Raw genomic sequence first — 14,483 nt, 5'->3', positions numbered from 1 at the left:
CCGGATGAGGCCCACATCAGCACGATATCGACGAGCTCGCGCGCGTGGAGCGCATCTGCCTCGATAATCCCCAATTATCAAGGGTCAGAGGATCACCGCTCCGCCGAACCTCATTACAATGGCTCGTATTTTTGTGCGCGTCGACCAAAGCTACGGTTGGAAACCGCGGTCGTTACGCTTCTTTCGCGCGCAAACATCTACGACTTGTCTGAAAGGGCAGGGAGGCTTCATCTAGCATCAAGCTCATCTTTGATCGCGCTCCGTCGAGGAACGCCATGCTCGATCCGACTATGGTCGTCGCCGCCAGCGGCAGCCACTTGCGGCTGTACGACACAGCCTGGTCAGAGCAGGTTGTCGCCTGCTCCCGCGTCGCAGGGCGGCCGTGTGAATCCAACCGTTGGATGCTCGAGAAAGACGGTTCTCCCCGGCAAGGGTGCGTCTTGCGTATACGATTAGCAAGATTCGCCCGCCAAAGGTCGCCGTGTCTTGATTTAGTGACAAACCGGAATAGGCTCGCGAGCCAACTCTTAGTTCCAAGCCTGACCAAAGCCGACAATGGGAATTTGGCGCATGATCGCTTGGCGCCACAAGCGTCTTCGGTGCGACGTGGCGCAATATGGCGTCACAATGGGAGACCGGCCCTATTCGCGTTTCTTCGTCTGGCCTTGAGCAGCGAAGAGACCTCGCCTCATATCATTTCGGTGCTGTGTGACCGACCGGATGAAGCTTAGTTGGAGGAAGCACTGTGAACGCAAACTGGCCATACATCCCGTTCGAGCAGTGGCGCGAGACATGTTCCGCGCTCCATATCTATTCGCAGATCGTGGGTAAGTACCGACTTGCACAAACGCCTTGGCTCAACCATTCCTGGCATGCGACCCTGTACGTCAATACACGCGGCTTGACGACTTCGCTGGTACCGGACGGGGCCGGCACTGAGATCACCCTTGATCTCCGGAAACATGTCGTCATCGGAGAAGCAGCAGACGGGCGGAGAGCTGAGCTTCCGTTAGGACCAATGTCCGTGGCTGACTTCTATGTACATTTCCTCGAACTCGTTCGGGGAATTGGGGGCACGCCGGAGCTTCACGACCGACCCAGCGAGGTGTCAGCGCCCATCCCCTTTCGCGATGATCGGCAAACCAGGCCCTACGATGCTGCAGCCGTGACAAGGTTCTTCGAGGCGCTGGTGCTCGCCAACAATGTGTTCACCCGATTTCGAACCGGCTTCATCGGAAAGGCTAGTCCGGTTCATCTCTTTTGGGGCAGCTTTGATCTAGCGGTCACGCGCTTCTCCGGACGCCGCGCGCCCCTACATCCGGGTGGCATTCCGGCTTTGCCGGACGAGGTGACCCAAGAAGCATACAGTCATGAAGTCTCGTCGGCGGGATTTTGGCCGGGCGGCGGCAGCACGGATTTTGCGGCCTTTTATTCCTATGCCTATCCCGCTCCTACAGATTTTGCGGAGGCCAAGGTGATGCCCGATGGGGCGTACTTCGACCCGAAGCTCGGGGAATTTCTTCTGCCTTACGATGTCGTCAGACAATCGGCTGACCCAGAAGTAGCGCTGACGGCCTTCCTGGAGAGCACCTATCGCGCTGCAGCCGACCTCGGTCATTGGGATCGTATGGCCCTCGATTGTCTCACCGGCTTACCCCGCCGACCGCGACCATTAAGCTAAGCGGCCCAACGGCGCGCCGACGAGGTGCTTGAACAGCTTGGTCGCCATGTCGGCCTTCTGAACCGCCCGGGTCTCTGCCACAGGCTGCGAGTTCGCGGAACTATACATTATCAGCACGGTTGACTGGTGTTCCCCAATCGGAGCCCGCCTTTGCAAAGCCCTCAGTCAAAACTTGACGGGATCGGAGATACTGCGCGACTTCAACTGCTTATCGACGGAATCGTGGACTATGCCATCTACATGATCGACGTCGACGGCACGGTGCGCAGCTGGAACTCTGGTGCGCTGCGGTTGAAGGGTTACACACCCGACGAAATCATCGGAAAATCGTTTGCTTCCTTCTATACGCCGGAAGATCGCGCCAAAGGGCTGCCGCAGCGGGCCTTGAGCGTCGCGGCGCAAACAGGCCGTTTCAGCGCCGAGGGCTGGAGAGTTCGCAAGGATGGCGGTCGTTTCTGGGCATCGGTGATCGTCGATGCGATCCGAAATGAAGGCGGTGAACTGATCGGGTTTGCCAAGGTCACACGAGACATCACCGAGCGGCAACAAGCCCACCAAGAGCTTCTCAATAGTGAGCGGCGCTACCGCCAGCTGATCGAGGCCGTGGTCGATTACGCGATCTTTCAGCTCGATCCGTTCGGCAACGTGACAACCTGGAATCCCGGAGCGGAGCGTATTAAGGGATACGCGCCGCCGGAGATCGTCGGTCGGCATTTCAGCGCTTTTTATACTCCCGAGGACATCGAGCTTGGTGTGCCAACACGTGCGCTTTCTGAGGCTGCAGAGCACGGACGCTTTGAAGCGGAAGGGTGGCGTCTGAGAAAAGATGGCTCCCGCTTTTGGGCATCGGTCATCATCGATCGTATCACGGACGAATCCGGAAACATCGTCGGGTTTGCAAAAGTCACGCGCGACGTTACGGACCGGAAGCGAGCCGAAGACGAGCTCAAGCAGGTTCAGGAGCAACTCGCCGCATCTCAAAAGCTGGAAGCGGTTGGGCAACTCAGCGGCGGGATCGCGCACGACTTCAACAATCTGCTCATGATCGTCCTTGGCAATCTGGAAACAGCTGAACGGCACGCCAAGTTGCCCGGAGCCAATCTGAATCGGGCGCTCGCGAATGCGAAACGAGGCGCGCAGAGAGCCGCGGCGTTGACCAGTCGCCTGCTTGCCTTTTCGCGCCGACAGGCGCTCGATCCCAAGCCGATCAACGTGAACAACTACATCAATGGTCTGCAGGAATTCCTCCAGCGTACGCTCGGAGAGCGCATCGAAGTCCAGACCGTCGGAAGTGCGGGTCTATGGCATATCGAGGCCGACGCCAATCATCTGGAGTCAGCCATCGTCAACCTGGCGATCAATGCTCGCGACGCCATGCCTGGCGGCGGAAAGCTGACCTTGGAAGCTGCCAACATCGCCGCCGACGAGGATTACTGCCGTCTCAATCCTGAAGTCGCGCCCGGTCAGTACGTCGCCATTTGCGTGACCGACACCGGAGGCGGCATGTCGCCGGACGTTCTCAGTCACGCCTTTGAACCCTTCTTTACCACAAAAGAGCCGGGCCACGGCACTGGCCTTGGCCTGAGCCAGGTCTACGGCTTCGTCAAACAATCCGGAGGCCACGCCAAAATCTACAGCGAGGTGGGGCAAGGCACGACGATCAAGATGTACTTTCCACGTTTCTCGGGGAGTGCACGACCTGAGGAAATCGCACAGGAGGAACTCGCGGGGGGTGAGATAGCCGAGACCGTTCTCCGTCGTCGAGGACGACGAAGACTTGCGCACGTATATCGCTGACGTCCTGCGCGATCTCAACTACCGCGTCCTCTCAGCCCGGAGCGCTCAAGCCGCCCTGACCATTCTTCTGCAGGAGGACTCGAAGGTGGACCTTCTTCTCACCGACGTGGTCATGCCAGGGATCAATGGTCGCGAGCTTGGGAGGCGCGCGCATCAAATTCGACCTGGTCTGAAGATACTGTACATGACCGGATATTCGCGCAATGCCGTGGTCCACCAGGGAAGGCTTGATGAAGGCGTCAATCTGCTGGAGAAGCCGATCTCTCAAGCGAAACTAGCGCTAAGGGTGCGAGAGATTCTCGATCAGAATGGATGAACCGGGGGGCGACAGCAGTGGCATCCTGGGACCGGCAGGCGCCAGGGACGACCTCTTCCGGTCAGCCCGCGCGCGACTTCCGCTTGTGTGAAGGTTTTCGGATGCCGGCCCACGATGATGGCGCCACGCGCTCTGGGGCCGGCGTACGAAAACCTCCAAAGGAGGGAACCGCGGGACGTCGGGCGAGGTGGCACGTCAGGTGCTATGGGGATTTCGTCGCTGGAGGTGTGTGTGTGTGTGCGAGGTTCGTTGAACGCGTTTTGCGGACGCGATCGAGAAGGTTGGCGGGTCTGATCGGATGGGCAGAACCGGCGTTGAGCGGCGATTTGTTGACAAGCCTGTAGCCGAAGTTGCTACGGGGGCGAGCGATTTGGCTGCCGGTCGAGGACCGGTGCAATTGATGCGCAGGTTTTGTGATGTTGGCGCGCCACCGCGATCATGACGTGGGTGGGCACAATCCTCGCATCGCTCGACCTGGCCGCCGAGGGCTGCCGTGCGGCAGTTCTCGATCGCCGACATCACCTTCAACTGGTCGAGGCTGACATGACCGGCATGGGCCTGTCGCCATGCCGGTCCACGGTCGCGGAAGATATGCTCGACGATCTCGCGGCGCTTCAGCGTGACCCGAAAGAAGAACCGCAGCGTCGAGACGGTCTGGTTGATGGTCGGAACTCCGACGCCGCTCGCGGTCAGATGCAGCTGATAGCGGCGCACATCCTCGAAGGTCGCCGTATCCGGTGATCGCCCGAGGAACGCAGCGAAACTCTTGACCCTTTGCACGTGGTCATGTTGGGTCTTCGGCGCGAGCTTGCGGATCGTCATGTCTTTGATCATGCGCCGGCGCAACGGGCTCCTTGCCTCGTCGGTCATCCGAAAATGCACTCGACCATCGCCCGGCGTGATTGCGACATGCCGTATCCCGGATGCCGCGTGGTTCGTTCGTCGATCGCGCTGTTACGGTTCTTGCCGGTTTTGGTGATGGCCTGGTTCTGTGTCACATGCGGCGTCACGCCGATGGCGCGAAGATTGGCGACATGATCGGCCGTATCGTACGCCTTGTCCTCACCAGCCGTGATGCGGCGACCTGCGGCTTTGCGTCTCGCCTTCAGCATGACCTCCGCAGCCCGGCGTTCGGCGGTGCCATTGGCATGCGTGACCCTGCCGGCCACCGCCAGCCCATGCCGGTTCTCCATGGTGGCGTGGCCCATATAGCAAAGCTTGGCCTCCCGTCCGGCCGCCTTGCGATAAAGCCTGCTGTCCGGGTCACTGGTGCTCGCATGGGTGTCGTTCTTGCGTTTCTGGCCATGGAAGTTGGCGCCGTCATCATCGTCGCCGCTGCCGTCCTTGGGACGAAAACTCTTCTGCGAAGCCCAGGCTTCGATCAGCGTTCCGTCCACCGAAAAATGCTCGTCCGACAATAGCGGCTTGACCTGAGAATGGTTCAGAAGCCTGGTCATGAACTTCGTGAACACATCGCCGTTCTGCAGCCGCTCCCGGTTCTTGGTAAAGGTGGTCGGGTCCCAGACCGGATCGTCCGGCGACAGTCCCACGAACCAGCGATACAAAAGATTGTAGTCCAGTTGGTCCATCAGCTGGCGTTCCGAGCGGATGCCGTAGAACACCTGCAGCAGCAAGGCGCTCAGCAATTGCTCCGGAGGGATCGAAGGACGTCCCTCGCTGGCGTATAGCTTTCCAAGGCTGCGGTTCAAATCACTCAAAACATCCCGGACAAGTTCCCGGACCTTCCGCAGCGGATGGTTCGCTGGCACACGTTTATCCGGCGCGATGTACGAAAACAGGCCGCCCTGATCCGTAAACCTGCCGCGCATGATCGTCTCCGCCGATTCGAGATGATAAAGTGAATCATCAAGTCCCCTCCCTGGCGAGGGGGTTTTTCAGCAGAGTGCTAGGTGGCTTGCTGAAGGATTTAGAAGTGCCGCTGTAAGGCGCGGCGCTCCATCAATTGGCCTTCGGGGCAGGAATCGAACCTGCACCACAAGCGGCTGCTCTGGACTTGCTGCCAGCCTTGCGGCTGCTCATCAGGTTTTTGCCGTGAGGCTCACTGCTTAGTGGGCAACAGGTCTGAACTCCTGCGCCGCTCTCCGAACCTCGTTAATTAGAAAGCGAACCAGGCCAGCACCGCTATTAGGGGAATGACTGCTACGCCTAAAAGCATCAAGGGTGCAGGTTCATTTCCTGTGCGGTCACTCATGCGGGTCTCCTCTTGAAAGAAAGACCCCGAGACGGCGGCGCCGCGGGGCCTTTGATGCCGACTCGGTGAGGGGGGACACTGCCGGCACTACTCTACTCGCCTCTTCTGCCTTCAACTCCGACTTGTCGGGATTGGTTCCGTGGGGTCGCTGGTTCACGGCCCCAAGCACAGAGCTAGTTTGAGCCCGTGTCTATTCGGAGATCCTCCAGCTCCAGAGGGCGGGGATTGGGACGGTCTCGGCGGAATCCTTGTTGAGCCGGATGCAGGCCAAGATCGAAGGCCTTTGAGCTTTTGCCTCGTGAGCAGACGTGATCGTGGGCGCGCTGAAGATACGCCACCGCGCGTGATTGCGGCAGGCAAAGTCAAAAGAAGTGTCCGTGGTCACCGGTCTGCTTATCAGGACACGGGTGCTATCCATGTGGCAGCAGCGATGTCAGAGAGGACGATGCTTACCAGGTAGATGACGTTTCCATGCATCGCGCTCGGCAACGACACCGCAACGAAACGCCGCACAGCGGGAAGGCGTGAAGAAATGCGTGTCTGCTGTAAGGGGATGGGGAGGGGTGTCCGCAGCTTCAGAACCAATCGTTTCTTAGCGACCGCTCGCCCCCAGTTTCACGCGCGTCTGCCAATCAAATGTTGAGGGGGGTGGTGGCGCCTTAACTCGATTGCCGTCAGCCCGGTGCGCACTTGTGACATCGCTGCGACGGTTACAATTCTCCGGCCAGCCCGTATGGCCTATCGTCGAATTTCCCTCGATTTCCTCTTCGGCCATCCTCTCTTGTTCGCGGGGGGTCGAATGATGAGCGAGGAGGAGGCGGATCGCTTTCGAACCGAAGCTCGGAAGCTGAGGAATGCCGCCGCTTGGCCGATAGGGCAATTAGACAGCCGGACAAAGAAGCCTGGTTGAGGCTGGCGGAGGATTGGCTGAAGCGAAGGTGCCGGCGTGCAAGTTGAGCGCAAGGGATGAGACTTATCCAGCCGCATCGTAGACCAGAGCGGGAGCCTAACCCCTCGTGTCGAGCGAAACGCCCAATAACGACGCCTTGACCATTGTAGCGCCCGGTGTTCGCTTCAGCGTCTTCGAAATTTTCTTAACACCGGCCTTCTGTTTCGCGAGTGACTTGAGCGTCTTCACATCATCTTTCGTCCATTCGCGACGAACAGTCTTTTTCGTTTTGGCCAAAGCAACTTCCCTGCATTCACTTTTCGTGGTCGCGTTCTATCACGCGAGGGGAGTGATGCAAGGCCGCAGCACCGAGTTTCAAGATGATCCAGGCCCACAATTCCCAGCCCACCTCTCAGAACCGCCGGCGGATGAGGCACGTGCCCGACATTTGATGCGCAACGGCGCGATCGAATCGGTGAAATTATCAAGGAGACTGAAATGGCGATCTTCACCGATAGCAACAGCGCTCGCGTTGCCAGCGTTCTTCGCAACGCCCTTCGCGGGCGAGGCCTACATCGAGGAATTGTCGAGATGACATCGATCAATAATTTTGTAACGTCCGACGCGGTTCATCTCTTTACCGACGCCGGGCTGATGGACTCCGGGTGCACGAAACTTGAAGCGGTTGCCAGTAAGGCCGCGCTGCTACCTGAGTATCACGCCGTCTTCGCGGCGAACGGCATGGTCTTCATTGAACAGCTTCTTCGTGCGGTGCTCGCATAGGTCCGGTTCGACGATTTCGATGCGTTAGTGTCGGGTTTCCTAAAGTAATCAGGCGTGGGACCGATCACGGAACGGGTTACGGCGCGCCGTCTCATTGGCCGAGTTGTGAAGTTGTTCTTGCTGGTTGGTTACTGGGCCAGGATGCGCCGGCTGCCGTCGTTTTCGCGTCGCAAGGTGGATTTGTCGCAAAGCCTGTAGCGCAGTTCATTCGCCCGTCGATTCCGGGGCTCACTTTGGACTCGCAGGAGATTGAGAGCTCAGGCTTGTCGCTCATGCGCAAGCAGCGCGACACGGATTTCGCGGTCGAGGACCCAAACCAAGGTGGCTTCATCAAGTCGAAATGGATGCGCCGGGCTGTCCACGGATTTTGCCAACATACGGTCGTAACGCGCGAGGCGATCACAACGAAGGTGATCGAACGGTGGCCGGATATGCCCTGATGGATTTGTGAGGTTCAAAATGAAAGTCGGATTCAACAACCTCCACCCAGATAGCGCGCGTGACCAGCGTTTCTTTGTCGGAATTCGGGCACTAGTTCTGATTTTTGAAAAATGGAGCAGCTAAGCGGCTATGGGGACAGTGAAGTGGTTCAACCCCCGAAGGGGTACGGTTCATCCAACCTGACAACGGCGGCAAGGATGTATTTGTCCATATCTCCGCCGTTTGAGAAGGCCGGCCTGAGCAGCCTCAACGAGGGAGCCAAAGTCAGCTTCGACGTCGTGAACAATCGCGGCAAAGATTCAGCGGGAAATCTACGGATGGGTTGACCAGCCGAGCCGAATCACGCTGGTGGGCCCAGCACTCCCGGCGCTCTGATCCGCAATTGGATCGGCAGCCGGGAGCATTGGGGCTGGAAAGCGAGCCGTGCCATGTTCCCCCTTTAACGACAATGGGTAGATCGGCGGACTCCGGTAGTTGTACCGACTCCATTTTCGGAACGGGGTGTTCTACTGTGAGAACACCGGCGAGATTTAAGTACCAAAACTGATTTCAAGTTGTCCGGGAATGCCGCAGTGGGGCTGGAACCACGCTGCGGCTTTTCCCGTGGGCGAGGCGCAACCCGAGGCTGCCTGTTTTCCGTCAGGGCTCCAAATCACCAGTTCGTCGATCCTCTTGCTCCTACGCTTAGCGACCCGATGGAGCGCGCGTCGGTTCGATCGTGCCGTTAGCGGCGATAGTGACGTCTGCCTACCCATCGCCGGCTCAAGTATGCTCAATAATGGCAGAGACACTCAAAACACCGCCGGTGTCGTCCCTAACCCAAATAGCTATCCGTCCAGGCCGGCCGGCAAAGGTGAAGTCGCGCACGGCCTCGCCAAGGGCGATCAGCGCCATTTTTCGGGCGGCGTCAACGCTGGCGAATTCCTCACCCGCGCTGTCTACGGTAACGAGGTCCGCTTCATGGTAGTCGAAATGATATCGAACCATGCCGGCTAAATCACTCCGGGTGGGGACGTTCCAAAAACATTGCTGAGTTTTGATCTTTCGCTTGGGCTCAGCTCATGAAGATATTCAGGGCTGAACTCGGCTACAGCTTGCAGTTCCTGCGGGCGGAGCAGAGTAACGGTTTGGTTTTCCCATTCAATGAGGCCCAAACCCCTGAGTTCCTGGATCGTCCTGTTCACGTGAACTATCGAAAGTCCACATGCATCGGCAACATCTTGCTGCGTGAGCGGAATCCGGAAGCTGCCGTTGTCCGCCAGCCCAACGAATTCCATGCGAGTGGTAAGCTCGCAAAGAAGATGCGCGAGTCGACCTAAGGCTTGGCGGGCTCCGAGATTCTCAACCCATTCGCGATAGATGGAAGCCTGTATCAGCGTTTCGCGCCAAAAAGCGTGTGCAAGTCCGAGAGAGTCGGTCATCATCTCTCTGAGAGATGAATGAAGCACAGCGGCTATCGTCGAATTGCCTATGCTGCAAAGATCACAATCCGCGATCGGCAAATGCAGGGTAGGCAAGTCGGGCATGTCCCCAGCCAATTAGAACGAGGAGATCTGATTTCGATCATTCACCACTCTTTGCCGAGCTAGAAAGCCGTCGATCACAACGATGCAGCTGCTGGGCTTGTCTCCTTCGCGAACCGCGTATTCGCCATCAGCCAGGGATTTCACCCTGTATGGTATGCGCGTGAGTCTAACCTTATCTCGTTCAGATAAACCGCCGACCGCCTGTAGGCGCGCTATTAGCTTCTGATGCGGCATTCATGCTCCCGTGCGATGCACGCGGGAGCCCAGTTGGTCTCTCAGCCACCGACGCCTAACGGACAAAGCCTTGGCCAGTGATGGCATAGTAACGCATGAGGGCGGGCGGAGTGCAACCGACGATTTAGGAAAATTCCAAGTCAAGTCTTGGACTTGTCCAATTCAGCCTGCTTTTTTCGAATCCGGCAATGGCCTACCTCAGAGACGCGAAGCCGGTCCCAATCCCTCCGTCGCGACGAACAGTTTCTTTCTTCTCGGGCAGCCTGGCGCGCCCTCAAACGTATGAGCGACGTTTGCCAGACGGCGCGCGGTACGCAAATCCGCGCGACTTCAGATTTAACCTCACGTCTCAATTTAGGATACAAATGCCAACGACCTCGTAGTCCAACTCGGCGCAAAACTGGACCAATTCGCCCAGCGATATGGATCAAGCTGGCGATATGGCGGATGCAGCAATTGATCGCATTGAACGATCATTAGCCAATTTGAATCCGACTGCGGGCGGCTTTGCGTCGCTCGGCGATGCCGCCGCCATCGCGTGAGGAGTTTCGAGACGCAAGCTTTGACTTGATTGCCGACGTGGAGAAGGTCGATCCTGAATCCTATCTGCTGCACTGCATGGAGATTCAGCGCCGCAAGCGCTTCGATGGACGCCATGTTGTTGGCGGCCTTGCGTATTGACAACGATCACGGCCGCGCTTGAGCTGGCGCCAGACCTTGCGCACGCCATAGACCCGGAAGTTCTGATCGAAGACGCACCGGACCTCGATCTTCAGCGCGGCGTCCTGCCTGGCGCGCGCCGACAGCCTGGCGGGATCGTGCCGTTTGGTCACCTGGGCGTGGTAGGTCGAGGGGGGCGATCGGCAACACCTTGCAGATCGGCTCGACCCCATGCGCCCCACGATGATCGTCGATGAACGCGATCATGGCTTGGACCGGCGGTCGAGCTCCCCTCGCCCGAAAGGCGAATGTCTTCATTCGCCGAAAGGGGCCATCGCAAAATAAGCGCTTGCCTTGCGCAGGATTTCGTTGGCCTGTCGAAGCTCACGGTTCTCCCGCTCCAGGGCCTTCAGCTTCTCGGCCATCTCCGTCGGAACGCCGACCCGCTGCCCGCTGTCGATCTCGGCCTTCTTACCCCAGTCATGCAGCGTCTGCGGTGTGCAGCCAATCTTGGCGGCAATCGATGTCACCGCCGCCCACCGCGAAGGGTGCTCACTGGCGTGATCCAAAACCATCCGAACCGCACGCGCCCGGACCTCGGGTGAAAATTTGTTCGTCGTCTTGCTCGTCATGGCTCCGCCTTCTCAAGAGTTGGAGCCTCCGGCAATCCCGGGGCGTTTCATCCGGTTCTGTATAGCGAAGACTTGGTTGGCGACGGGCAGGTGCTCTTCGAACATGCCAGCAAGCTCAACTACGAAGGCATCGTCTCGAAGTGGGCAGATGCGCTGTACCGTTCGGAGCGAACAGAAGCTTTGGCAAAGGTCAAAACCGTACACACCGGAACATTCCGATGGGTTCATCAAGGACTCGTCGGGCGTTGCCGCTCTCTATCTCGGCAAGCAGGAAGGGAAAGAACTGGTCTACATGGGCAAGGTCGGCACGGGCTGGAGCCGCACAAAGTCGGAAAAGATTAGGAAGGCTCTCGATGCCGTCGTGAGCCCGAAGGTCAAGCTGACGAAGCCCATTAAGAAGCCCAAGGCTACGTGGGTCAAGCCGAAGTTCTTCGCCGACGTCGAATACCGCGACATCACATTGGAGGGCTTACTCAGGGCGAGCTCTTTCAAGGGGCTGAGCAAAGGAACGCGCGGCTGATAACCGCGTTTCCCCTCAAAATAGGGAGGAGGAACGTGACCGACAATCTCACCAAGAGAGAGCAGCCCGACCGCAGCAAGGTCAACATGCACGAAGCCTATGAGGTTAAGCACTGGACCCATGCCTTGGGTGTCACCAAGGAGGAGCTTCAGAAGGCGATCGATAAGGTTGGCAACTCGGCGGCAATCGTTCGCAAGGAGTTGGGCAAAGCAGACGATGCGGGATGAGGAGCGTGAGAGTCTGTTGTTCTTGATCGATGTAGCCATCGCTCCCTGCATGTCCGGTCTCCTCGTGACCTTCGCCCACGTGATCGGGGGACTATTGTTTGACTGATCCGAATTGTCCCATCTGCCACTCGCTGGGCTGGGTCTGCGAGAACCATCCCGATCGCGCTTGGAGTGAGACTGCGGGCGGTTGCGAGTGTGGTGCCGGCATGCCCTGTGAGTGCAACAGGACCGACGGCATCGACTTACCCGACATCGAGGGGATAATCGAGGAAGTCTAAGGCGGCCCCAAGAAGACCTGGCATTGATGGAAGGCCAGTTCAAGATCGCGCTTCCAAAGCGAACTCAGTTCAAGCGGTACCGCCCGGAAGCCGTAGCGCCAGCTGAACGCCAGAGCGGCGAGTTGCGTTCGCGGCGACAAAGGCAAGTAGCGCAGGAGAAATCTCGATATCGGTGTCAGCCGCGCGCTGAGCGACCGCATCGGCGACTTCCGATGTTGTGTCCCGTGACCATCTCTCGATCGAATTGAAGGCGACGATCCGCACCGGATAGGTATATTCGCCTGACAGAAGACGGTGCCGGATATCATCGAGAGCGGTGTCTCGTTCGTCGGTCTCGCGCCATGCGCAGCCGGCGCGGCGCCGAAATCTTCGAGTACAAGATAGATGTCGCGTTCTAACCGATCGAGCTGTTGATCGGCGCGGGTTCCCGACGCCGATCGGCGAGCTAAGCTATCGATACAGTGAGGGGTGAAGGGTCAATGTTGGGCGCTTGTTCACTATTTGACGGCGCCCCCGGTAATGCCCGCGATGAAGCGATCTAGGAAGAGATTGTAGGCGATCGCCACGGGGAAGGCGGCGATCAAGGCGCCGGCCATGATCTCGCCCCAGAAGAACACGTCGCCCCGGATCAGGTCGGTCGACACGCCCAGCGTGATCGGCTTTTGGTCGGACGACGAAATGAATGTCAGCGCGTAGACGAACTCCTGCAAGGTCAGGGTGAACGTAAAGATCACCACCGTCAGGATTGCAGGCACCGACAGTGGGACCGCCATCTTGATGAAGGCTCCAAACAGACTGCAGCCGTCGACGATTGCGGCTTCCTCGATCTCGACCGGCAGGGCCTTGAAGAATCCCATCAGCAACCAGGAGCAGAACGGGATCGTAAAGGTCGGGTAGATCAACACCAGCGACCACATCGAGTTTTGCAGACCGAGTTCGGCGATGATCCGGGACAACGGCAGGAACAACAGGGTCGGCGGCACCAGGTAGGTCAGGAAGATCATAATCCCGAGCGCTTCGCCCTTGCGGCTGGTCATGCGGGCCAGGCTGTAACCGGCCGGAACCGCGGTGACCAGCGTGATCGCGGTGACGCAGACGCCAATAATCAGCGAATTCAACAGCCAGCGCGCGAACAGGGTCTCCTGGAAGAGGTACTTGACGTGCTCGAGCGTCGGCGGCTCATTGAACCAGAATGGGATGTTGGTGACATCGTAAAGATCACTGTTCTGTTTGAACGCCGTGATCACCATCCAATAGAACGGAAAGGCCGCCAGGATAACGAAGAATGCGACGCCGAGGAAAAACCCGGTTCCGCGGAGCGAGCGAACAAAAGACCGCGACATGTCAAATCTCCCGGCGACGAATAAAGCGCAGCATGAAAATCACCACGACAAGCAGCACCGGCAGCATGAACAGCGAGATGGCCGCGCCGTGCGACACGTCGCCGGAAACGATGCCGGTCTGAAAACCCGCAAAGCCCAGGACTGACGTCGCGCCACCGGGGCCTCCCATTGTCAGCAAAAAGACGATGGAAAGATCCGTGAACGTGAACACGATGCCGAATATCAGGCCGATAGCCATGATTGGCAGGATCATCGGCAGGACGATCTGGTAGTTGCGGCGCCAGAAACCCGCGCCATCGATCGTCGCAGCGTCGATCACGTCCTGTGGAACCGCAGTGATGCCGGCGAGAAAGATCACGATGGCAAATGGAAAGAAGCGCCAGGCGTTGATAATGACAATGCACAGCATCGCGAGGTAGGGATTGCCGAGCCAGTTCGGCGCCTCGTCGCGAGTAAGGATACCAGCTGCAATCATGGTCCAGTTGATCACGCTGTAGAGCGAATCGAACATCCATTGCCAGGCGATCGTGGCGAGCGCGACCGGTACAGCAAATGGCAGGATGATCAGCGCCCGCACAATCTTCCGGCCGGGGAAGGGCTGCAACAGCAGGAAGGCGCCGAACTTTCCGAGTACGAGGCCGAGCAGTTGCGACCCAAATGTAAAGATGAAGGTGTTCCGCAGCGTGTCAAGGAAAGTGGGATTTTGCAGTATCTGCTCGAAGTTGGCCAGACCGACAAACTTCCAGGTCGGGTTGTAGATTGTATAGGCGCTGAGCGAGTAGTAGACCGCGAGCAGAAGTGGCAGGCCTACCAATAGCAGGACGTAAAGGATCGCCGGTGCGACCAGAATCGTTTCAAGCACCTCGCGCCGGTCGAGGACAAAGCGAAATCGTGAAATCGGCTTGGCAATAGGTTCGGCGATGACGGCCATCGGTGAATTCCCC

12 protein-coding genes, 6 pseudogenes and 1 other annotated feature are annotated in these 14,483 nt (G+C 58.4%); of the genes and pseudogenes, 8 read left to right on the top strand and 10 right to left on the bottom strand.

Translation table 11 applies throughout. The annotated features are described in order from the left end of the window. The first annotated feature begins 745 nt into the window (after window positions 1-745). The 3 genes from ACVWYI_RS33565 (at window position 746) to ACVWYI_RS33555 (ending at window position 3,794) form a co-directional block, all read left to right on the top strand. Window positions 746-1,681, top strand: a complete 936-nt coding sequence (locus ACVWYI_RS33565) for a DUF5996 family protein (protein ID WP_456664249.1) — start codon at window positions 746-748, stop codon at window positions 1,679-1,681. A gap of 240 nt (window positions 1,682-1,921) precedes the next feature. Then, on the top strand, window positions 1,922-3,478 hold the full coding sequence (locus tag ACVWYI_RS33560) for a PAS domain S-box protein (protein WP_456664248.1): 1,557 nt from the start codon (window positions 1,922-1,924) through the stop codon (window positions 3,476-3,478). Continuing rightward, a complete protein-coding gene (locus ACVWYI_RS33555; RefSeq protein WP_456664247.1) occupies window positions 3,459-3,794 on the top strand; it encodes a response regulator in 336 nt (111 codons plus the stop codon). The genes ACVWYI_RS33560 and ACVWYI_RS33555 overlap by 20 nt, the downstream gene beginning before the upstream one ends. A gap of 447 nt (window positions 3,795-4,241) precedes the next feature. Here ACVWYI_RS33555 and ACVWYI_RS33550 read toward each other — a convergent pair. The 4 genes and pseudogenes from ACVWYI_RS33550 to ACVWYI_RS33535 form a co-directional block, all read right to left on the bottom strand. Next, window positions 4,242-4,412: pseudogene (locus ACVWYI_RS33550) on the bottom strand (transposase zinc-binding domain-containing protein); the annotation flags it as partial. 3 nt (window positions 4,413-4,415) lie between these two features. Next, a pseudogene (locus ACVWYI_RS33545) lies at window positions 4,416-4,628 on the bottom strand (phage integrase N-terminal SAM-like domain-containing protein); the annotation flags it as partial. 35 nt (window positions 4,629-4,663) lie between these two features. Further along, window positions 4,664-5,623, bottom strand: a pseudogene (locus ACVWYI_RS33540) (IS5 family transposase); the annotation flags it as partial. A gap of 1,389 nt (window positions 5,624-7,012) precedes the next feature. Beyond that, window positions 7,013-7,192: a hypothetical protein gene (locus ACVWYI_RS33535; protein ID WP_247444705.1), complete on the bottom strand. Its 180-nt coding sequence runs from the start codon at window positions 7,190-7,192 to the stop codon at window positions 7,013-7,015. 201 nt (window positions 7,193-7,393) lie between these two features. Here ACVWYI_RS33535 and ACVWYI_RS33530 point away from each other — a divergent pair, with 201 nt between their 5' ends. The 3 genes and pseudogenes from ACVWYI_RS33530 to ACVWYI_RS33520 all read left to right on the top strand — a co-directional run bounded on the left by ACVWYI_RS33530 (window position 7,394) and on the right by ACVWYI_RS33520 (window position 8,445). Continuing rightward, window positions 7,394-7,678, top strand: coding sequence for a hypothetical protein (locus ACVWYI_RS33530; protein ID WP_247444706.1), 285 nt, complete (start codon window positions 7,394-7,396; stop codon window positions 7,676-7,678). A 272-nt stretch (window positions 7,679-7,950) separates the two neighbouring features. Beyond that, the gene (locus ACVWYI_RS33525) at window positions 7,951-8,118 is read left to right on the top strand and encodes a hypothetical protein (RefSeq protein WP_247444707.1); all 168 of its coding nucleotides are present in this window, start codon (window positions 7,951-7,953) and stop codon (window positions 8,116-8,118) included. A gap of 130 nt (window positions 8,119-8,248) precedes the next feature. After that, a pseudogene (locus ACVWYI_RS33520) lies at window positions 8,249-8,445 on the top strand (cold-shock protein). Window positions 8,446-8,881: 436 nt separating this feature from the next. On the opposite strand, the gene ACVWYI_RS33515 reads toward ACVWYI_RS33520, so the two are convergent. From ACVWYI_RS33515 to ACVWYI_RS33505, 3 genes and pseudogenes are all read right to left on the bottom strand, one after another. Further along, window positions 8,882-9,106 (bottom strand): DUF6894 family protein, encoded by a 225-nt coding sequence (locus ACVWYI_RS33515; RefSeq protein ID WP_247444708.1) that lies wholly within the window; start codon window positions 9,104-9,106, stop codon window positions 8,882-8,884. A 5-nt stretch (window positions 9,107-9,111) separates the two neighbouring features. Continuing rightward, window positions 9,112-9,645, bottom strand: coding sequence for a Crp/Fnr family transcriptional regulator (locus tag ACVWYI_RS33510; protein ID WP_456664246.1), 534 nt, complete (start codon window positions 9,643-9,645; stop codon window positions 9,112-9,114). A gap of 902 nt (window positions 9,646-10,547) precedes the next feature. Then, window positions 10,548-11,171, bottom strand: a pseudogene (locus ACVWYI_RS33505) (transposase); the annotation flags it as partial. Further along, window positions 10,732-10,846: a sequence feature (AL1L pseudoknot), on the bottom strand. It overlaps the preceding pseudogene by 115 nt. A 148-nt stretch (window positions 11,172-11,319) precedes the next feature. Here ACVWYI_RS33505 and ACVWYI_RS33500 point away from each other — a divergent pair. Together ACVWYI_RS33500 and ACVWYI_RS33495 are read left to right on the top strand one after the other, a co-directional pair. Beyond that, window positions 11,320-11,691, top strand: a complete 372-nt coding sequence (locus ACVWYI_RS33500) for an ATP dependent DNA ligase (RefSeq protein WP_247444710.1) — start codon at window positions 11,320-11,322, stop codon at window positions 11,689-11,691. A 35-nt stretch (window positions 11,692-11,726) separates the two neighbouring features. Beyond that, window positions 11,727-11,918 (top strand): DUF3606 domain-containing protein, encoded by a 192-nt coding sequence (locus tag ACVWYI_RS33495; protein ID WP_247444711.1) that lies wholly within the window; start codon window positions 11,727-11,729, stop codon window positions 11,916-11,918. Window positions 11,919-12,265: 347 nt separating this feature from the next. Here ACVWYI_RS33495 and ACVWYI_RS33490 read toward each other — a convergent pair. The 3 genes and pseudogenes from ACVWYI_RS33490 to ACVWYI_RS33480 all read right to left on the bottom strand — a co-directional run bounded on the left by ACVWYI_RS33490 (window position 12,266) and on the right by ACVWYI_RS33480 (window position 14,470). Further along, a pseudogene (locus ACVWYI_RS33490) lies at window positions 12,266-12,654 on the bottom strand (hypothetical protein). A 39-nt stretch (window positions 12,655-12,693) separates the two neighbouring features. Next, a complete protein-coding gene (locus ACVWYI_RS33485; RefSeq protein ID WP_247444712.1) occupies window positions 12,694-13,539 on the bottom strand; it encodes a carbohydrate ABC transporter permease in 846 nt (281 codons plus the stop codon). Window position 13,540: 1 nt separating this feature from the next. Then, a complete protein-coding gene (locus tag ACVWYI_RS33480) occupies window positions 13,541-14,470 on the bottom strand; it encodes a carbohydrate ABC transporter permease (protein ID WP_247444713.1) in 930 nt (309 codons plus the stop codon). Window positions 14,471-14,483 lie beyond the last annotated feature (13 nt).

Source organism: Bradyrhizobium sp. LB13.1 (genome assembly GCF_054056815.1).
The sequence above is the reverse complement of the archived record's forward strand: the minus strand, read 5'-3'. Positions and strand labels throughout refer to the sequence as shown.